The sequence below is a fragment of the Acinetobacter sp. UBA1496 genome, from assembly GCF_002324975.1.
GTDB classification, from domain to species: domain Bacteria; phylum Pseudomonadota; class Gammaproteobacteria; order Pseudomonadales; family Moraxellaceae; genus Acinetobacter; species Acinetobacter variabilis.
In genome coordinates this window covers 1-6504 of the sequence record NZ_DCRI01000088.1, presented here as the reverse complement: position 1 = coordinate 6504, position 6504 = coordinate 1, and the positions used below count along the sequence as shown (strand labels likewise).

Here is a 6504-nt window from a genome sequence, read left to right as displayed (position 1 = left end):
CCAAGACGGTATCTCAGGTAGACACTATGGAAAAATGGTCAGGCTATCATCGGCGAAGTTTAGTTGAAACTAAGATGCGCTGCATTAAATTATTAGGAGATAAACTCAGTACAAGAAGTTTTGATAGCCAAGTCAATGAGCTTCATGCACGTGTAGCAGTCCTTAATAGATTTACGGAATTAGGTCGACCACTTACCCAAGTTACGCCTTAAATTTGGCTCAATTAGGGGCGCTTTGCCTTTCAAATATTTGTGCAATAAAGCCGTTGGAAAGTAACCTTGAAACAAGTTATAAGCTTCTTTTTAATAAATTACTGAGTATTTGTATAAATATTCAACATCTGATTTTTTTTAAACCAGATATTGAATTAAAATAAAAACCAATAAACAAGAATAAACATCATTGGTATTTATATTTTAATTATGTTCATTTACAATAAAAATTACTAAGTCAATACATATTTAGTCTAAAATATCCATCAATCAAAAATGTGTGATAGCTTCGAACGTTAATCTTTGCATACTTGTAATTTTGAGTATTACTTCAATTCTCTAAGCTAATTCTTTACAAGTGTTCCTATCACCATAATTGTTATTCTTGTCTTCGCTATAAAGCGATCCAAACCTGCCCTCCATGGTCATAATCGCATGAACAAATTTTTAAAATACCTATTGGTATTCATCGTTCTGCTTATTATTGCAGCACTAATCTTTTTATTTAGACCTATCGCGTCTAAGAAAATTCAAAACACCAGCAATGAGCCTGTCGTTGACGCAGTCTTAGTTGGTGGTGGCATCATGAGTGCAACCCTAGGCACATATCTTAGTGAACTTGAGCCAAACTGGCAAATTCGCATGTATGAACGCCTAGACAAAGTTGCACAAGAAAGCTCTAACGGCTTCAATAATGCTGGCACAGGTCACTCTGGCTTTATGGAAATGAACTACACCTCTGAAAAAGATGGGAAAATGGACATTACCAAAGCTGTAAAAGTGGCTGAACAATTTGAAGTTGCAAAACAGTTCTGGTCTTATCAAGTCAAAGAAGGTGTTTTGGGACGACCAAATAGTTTCATCAACCCTGTACCGCATATTGCTTTCGTTTGGGGTGATAACGTGAATTTCCTCGAAAAACGTTACGCTGCAATGGTTAAAAACCCAATGTTTTATGGCATGAAATTCTCTGAGAATCCTGCTGAAATTAAACAATGGGCACCATTGGTGATGAATGGCCGTGATGCTGCACAAAAAGTAGCTGCAACACGCATGGATGTAGGTTCGGATGTGAACTATGGTTCAATCACCACTCAATTGGTCGATCACCTTAAAAAACAACCTAATTTCCAGTTACAAACATCGACTGAAGTGACTGGCATTAGCCAAAACGATGATAAAACGTGGACTGTTGCATTTAAAAACCTCACTACAGGGAAAACAGATCACGTGAAAACGCGATTTGTCTTTATTGGTGCAGGCGGTGCAGCGGTTAAACTTTTACAAATGACAGGCTTACCAGAAGCGAAGCAATATGCTGGCTTCCCTGTAGGTGGCGTGTTCTTAATGACCGACAACCCAAAAGTCACTGAAGGTCATACTGCAAAAGTTTATGGTCGTGCTGAATTAGGCGCACCGCCAATGTCTGTTCCACATATTGATACACGTTATATCGACGGTAAAAAATATGTGTTGTTTGGTCCATTTGCAACTTATTCAAACAAGTTCTTAAAACAAGGTTCTCAGCTTGATTTATTGAAATCAACCACTAAGAACAACGTTTTACCAATGACCGCTGTAGGTATGGAAAATCTTGATTTGGTGAAATATTTAGTTAGCCAAGTCATGATGACCGATGAAGACCGTTTTAATGAGTTGAAAAAATACTATCCTGATGCAAAACCAGAAGACTGGCGCATGAATCAAGGTGGTCAACGTGTTCAAATCATTAAGAAAGAACCAGGCAAACCTGCAAGCTTGCAATTTGGTACCGAGATTTTTGCATCACAAGATGGTGCTGTGACTGCCCTATTAGGTGCGTCTCCTGGTGCTTCAACTTCCCCTTATATTATGTTGAGCTTGCTTGAAAAAGCATTCCCTCAGCAAGTAGCAGGTAAATGGAATCCGAAATTACATGAAATTGTAAAATCGTACCAACAAGAACTCAGCACTAATCCTGTGCTTCTTGACCAAGTTCGCCAATACACCAGCACAACCCTTGGTTTGAAATATACACCTATGGCTAAAGCTGCAAATGACGAAACTATTGCGGTAGCAAAAGCACAGTAATCTGCTTTAAACCCTAAAAAGGATGGACTTTGCGCCATCCTTTTTTAATTCATATTTGAAACTATTCTATTTATGTCGCTTTTCCATTCCGATGCTTTTTTGGCTTTTCGTTCACGTGATTTTTCACTTCTGAGTGTCAATCAGTTGTGCTTAATTCTAACCATCATGATTCAAGAAGTCGTCATTGCCTATAGTATCTATCAACTCACTCAAAATCCACTCAGCCTTGGCATGATTGCCTTAATTGAGTTACTCCCCTTTATTTGCCTCTCCCTGATCAGTGGCGACTGGGCTGATCGCTATAACCGACAAAAAATTGTGCAGTGGAGTTTTAGCTGTAGCACTTTAATTCCATTATTATTTATTGTTCTTTTTTCTCAGTATCAACAACAGCACATTCAACAAAATACACTTTTATGCGGCATTTATAGCCTCATCTTTTGCTTAGGCATACTTAGAGGCATTTACAGCCCATCATTTAATTCATTACGCCCTTTTCTAACCCCCGAGTCAGCCTATAGCAATGCAGCCACATGGACCGCGCTCATTTGGCAAATAGGCGGCATTTTAGCACCTTTATGCGCAGGACTTTTACTCGGCCAACTTGGGCTTGAAAAAACCTTCTTTATTGTTTTTTTCTTGTGTTGCGTGGGTAGCATCTGCTTATTCGGATTAAGTCCTCGTCAATTCCCTAGCCCCCATAAACAGCATTTAAGCAAAAGTTTGAAAGAAGCCTATTTGTTTATTTTTAAACATCCACTAATGTTTTGGAGTATGTTGCTGGATCTCGGCGCCATGCTTTTTTGTAGTGTCATTATCTTACTGCCTATTTTTGCACACGATATCCTGCATCTTGGTGTTGAAGGCTTAGGTATACTCAGAGCTGCACCAGCTATTGGCGCCTGTATCATGATGTTGATGTTGACCTGTTATTCTCCGATGCAAAATGCATGGAGAAATATGCTCTATAGTAGTTTTGCAATTGCTTTGTGTACTTTAGCCTTTGCACTATCCTCCCATGTTTGGCTCTCAGTCTTCTTCCTTGTTTTAATCGGTGCCTTTGATAGCATCAGCATGGTCATTCGACAAACTTTATTACAGCAACTCCCCCCAAAAGCACTATTAGGGCGTGTAGCGGCTTTAAATGGCATATTAGTCACTTCAGGCAATCAGCTCGGTGCCCTACACATGAGCCTGATGACGCGCTATTTTTCTGTGGTGTCAGCAGTACTTATTGGAGGGACGCTGTGTTTAATAATCTGTGTTCTAAGCTTTACTCGTACGCGACATTTATTCAAGCCATCTCCAACACTAAAAAAACATGCCACAGTGGCAAAAAGTGAATAGCATGTTAAGCTTCAAATCTTCTTTTAATATGATGTGAGTTTTCAATAGAGCAAATTATGAAACAGATTTTCCCCTTTTCACATATTCTCTATACCAAACTCTATTCTTTCGTACTATCAGTGCTGTTGGCTTATTGCCTATTCAATGCAATTTATACGTTCATTATTGGTGGAACTGGTTTTTATTTATTTGCAACTTTTATTTTAGCTTTTCAATGTAATTTCGCGTTACGCACTTCTCTGCATGACCGTATTTACACCAGTTTAGGGTTAGTTTTGCTTATTATTGGGTTATTGTATACACATGGAATTCACTTTCTAAACCATTTAAAAACAATTGTATTGGTTCCTGCTTTAATTTTAACTGCCTTTGGAATAGATAATTTATATAGAAAGCCAAATAGACTTAGTTGTCTTAAAGTTGGACTGATCCTCGGCCTATTACTATTAGCTTATATTCAATATTATGATTTAGTAGAACTGCAAAATTATTATGACTCTTTACATAATGATGAGACTTGGCAGCAATTTGGCGCATTATAACAGCTGGCACAAAAAATTCGGTGGGTGAAAAATTTACAATCCTAATTCTGATTTATCATGTTATTACATAGGAAAACTGCCTTTAAAAGGCGGGTCTTGCTAGTCTGGAATTGCAGACGAAAGAGAATAAAATGCCTGTATATCAGATTCTAGAAATTGATCATTTTCAGCATCATAAACAAAAGATTTTTCTTCTAATAAGTATTGGCCATCTTGCTCATTAAGAAAATTTTAAAGTTATTTGCTTGATCAGGGAAAATTTGTTCTCCGTCAAAAAAGATCATAACAATCTCGAACGGCTTTGTTGCACAAAGATGTTCTTAAGGGCTTTTTCAGCAATATAATTTTCAAATGAAGAAGCATACACATAAAATTTACCGCACAACCAATTGGTCCGCATATAACAGAGCACGCATTCATTGCGGAAACATTGCCATTTGGTTTGATCCTGCTACGCAATGGTATGCTCCATCAAAAGGCAAACTAGGACGAAATCAAATCTACTCCGACGCAGCCATCCAATGCTGCTTAATGATTAAATCCTTATTCCGTCTGTCTTTACGTATGGTCACAGGCTTTGTGCAAAGTATGATTAAACTTTGCGGATGAGCAGCCCCGAATATCAGTGATATTCGTACACCACGCTTTGTAGAAGACAAAAGCATATTGATATTGCAATCTTGGAGAATATTCTCCAGAGCTTGATAATAATGGTCTTTATATTTTACCTGCTTCAGGTGAGTATGAAATTAGAGTATTACAACCTAGGTCACAGGCAAGAAAAGATAAAAAACCTCAATACTGGATGAGTATTGACATTAAATAAAGACTTGCTAGATTCGTTTAAGCTTTTATACAAGGGTTCAAAAACTATTGCCAGTTAAACTGGGGCGTGATTTTTACGTATATGTGTTTATGTTAGTAAAATGATGTAGATCACTTGTTCAATCCCCCGAGGAATAATTTAATCTTGCCGTGCGTTAGTCACTTTTCTTTCAAAAGTTGATTATATCTTTCAACGTAACCAACGTGATATTCAAGCCCTTTTGATAGGAATTTGCAGTGAAAGAATAGGCGAAACTTGTCTTAAATAATGGTAATTCCTTATCTTTAAAATAAAGAACGCCCGATGAAATTCATTAGGCGTTTACTTTAACTAAATGTCAGCTTATTTTATAACCAGATGTACTTGTCAATCATGATTCTTTTTCTCAATTGCCTTAAAAAAACAATCTTGCTATTTTTGACTTTTCACACCATTTTGTTCAATTTGTACTGCGGCTTGCCAGCTAGGTAGTTGGCTTAAACCTGCTACATAACGTTGGATATGCGGATAATTTTCACCTTGTCCCATATGATAAACTAAAGCATGTAGTCCAAAGCCCATCATAAAGTCAGCACCGGTTAAACGGTCTGCCACTAGAAATTCTTTATCTTTTAAATATTCATTTAAATAGCTAAATACTTTATCGAACTCAACTTGAGTATAATTTTCTAGAAATACCAACTTCGTACCCTGCTTGGTTTCTATCGCATTAAACGTTTTTAACAAAAATGGCAGCATGGCCGAGCTTTCTGAGAAATGAATCCACTGTAGATAATCGACATAGGTAGGTTCATCCATATCTGGTGCTAAATGCGGCGCAAGTTTCTGAATTAATAACTCAATGATTGCGCCTGACTCTGCAATAACTTTGCCATCCCATTCCAATACTGGAGATTTCCCTAAAGGATGGATGGTTTTTAAAGAGTCAGGGGCCAAATGCGTGTTTGAGTCACGATAATAGCGTTTCAGCTCATAAGGCTGCTTGATTTCTTCAAGTAACCACAAAATGCGAAAAGAACGTGACTGATCTAAATGATGTAGTGTAATCATGATAATTCCTATTTTTTTAAATTTTTACAACGACTTTGCCAAAGTTTTCGCCTTTCAACATACCATTGAAAGCATTGATCGTGTTATCTAAACCTTGCACCATATGCTCTTTATATTTGATTTTTCCGTCTTTCAACCATTCAGACATTTGCTGATAGAATTCCGGATACTGACTGCCATAGTCATCAAAAATAATAAAGCCTTGCATGCGAATACGCTTTTTTAAAAGGGTGGAAATAAAGCCCGGTAAACGGTCTGGCCCTTGTGCTTGCTCGGTAGCGTTATACTGGGAAACCACACCACACACCGGTACACGTGCCGCAGAGTTAAGCAATGGCCATACCGCATCAAACACTTTACCCCCTACATTCTCATAATAAATATCAATACCGTTGGGAACTGCTTGTTGTAATTGTTCTGCAAAATTTTCATCATGATGATTGATACAAGCATCGAA

General features: G+C 37.6%; 5 protein-coding genes and 2 pseudogenes. 5 read left to right on the top strand and 2 right to left on the bottom strand.

Going from position 1 to position 6504, the window contains the following annotated elements; translation table 11 throughout:
- The 5 genes and pseudogenes from B3143_RS09655 to B3143_RS09635 all read left to right on the top strand — a co-directional run.
- Window positions 1-212, top strand: a pseudogene (locus tag B3143_RS09655) (IS5/IS1182 family transposase); the annotation flags it as partial.
- 435 nt (window positions 213-647) lie between these two features.
- The gene (mqo, locus tag B3143_RS09650) at window positions 648-2282 is read left to right on the top strand and encodes a malate dehydrogenase (quinone) (RefSeq protein WP_004812147.1); all 1635 of its coding nucleotides are present in this window, start codon (window positions 648-650) and stop codon (window positions 2280-2282) included.
- A 72-nt stretch (window positions 2283-2354) separates the two neighbouring features.
- Window positions 2355-3629 (top strand): MFS transporter, encoded by a 1275-nt coding sequence (locus B3143_RS09645; RefSeq protein WP_004812146.1) that lies wholly within the window; start codon window positions 2355-2357, stop codon window positions 3627-3629.
- Window positions 3630-3685: 56 nt separating this feature from the next.
- Window positions 3686-4171: a hypothetical protein gene (locus B3143_RS09640; protein WP_004780074.1), complete on the top strand. Its 486-nt coding sequence runs from the start codon at window positions 3686-3688 to the stop codon at window positions 4169-4171.
- Between the two features lie 351 nt (window positions 4172-4522).
- Window positions 4523-4851 (top strand): annotated as a pseudogene (locus tag B3143_RS09635) (transposase); the annotation flags it as partial.
- A 557-nt stretch (window positions 4852-5408) separates the two neighbouring features.
- On the opposite strand, the gene B3143_RS09630 reads toward B3143_RS09635, so the two are convergent.
- Window positions 5409-6047, bottom strand: coding sequence for a glutathione S-transferase family protein (locus B3143_RS09630; RefSeq protein ID WP_004812145.1), 639 nt, complete (start codon window positions 6045-6047; stop codon window positions 5409-5411).
- A gap of 16 nt (window positions 6048-6063) precedes the next feature.
- Window positions 6064-6504: zinc-binding dehydrogenase (locus B3143_RS09625; RefSeq protein WP_286740240.1), on the bottom strand; the 441-nt coding region annotated here is incomplete at its 5' end.

Bases quoted from the DNA above. Each gene is read 5' to 3' on its own strand.
- mqo (WP_004812147.1), top strand. From the start codon at position 648: ATGAACAAATTTTTAAAATACCTATTGGTATTCATCGTTCTGCTTATT.
- B3143_RS09645 (WP_004812146.1), top strand. From the start codon at position 2,355: ATGTCGCTTTTCCATTCCGATGCTTTTTTGGCTTTTCGTTCACGTGAT.
- B3143_RS09640 (WP_004780074.1), top strand. From the start codon at position 3,686: ATGAAACAGATTTTCCCCTTTTCACATATTCTCTATACCAAACTCTAT.
- B3143_RS09630 (WP_004812145.1), bottom strand. From the start codon at position 6,047: ATGATTACACTACATCATTTAGATCAGTCACGTTCTTTTCGCATTTTG.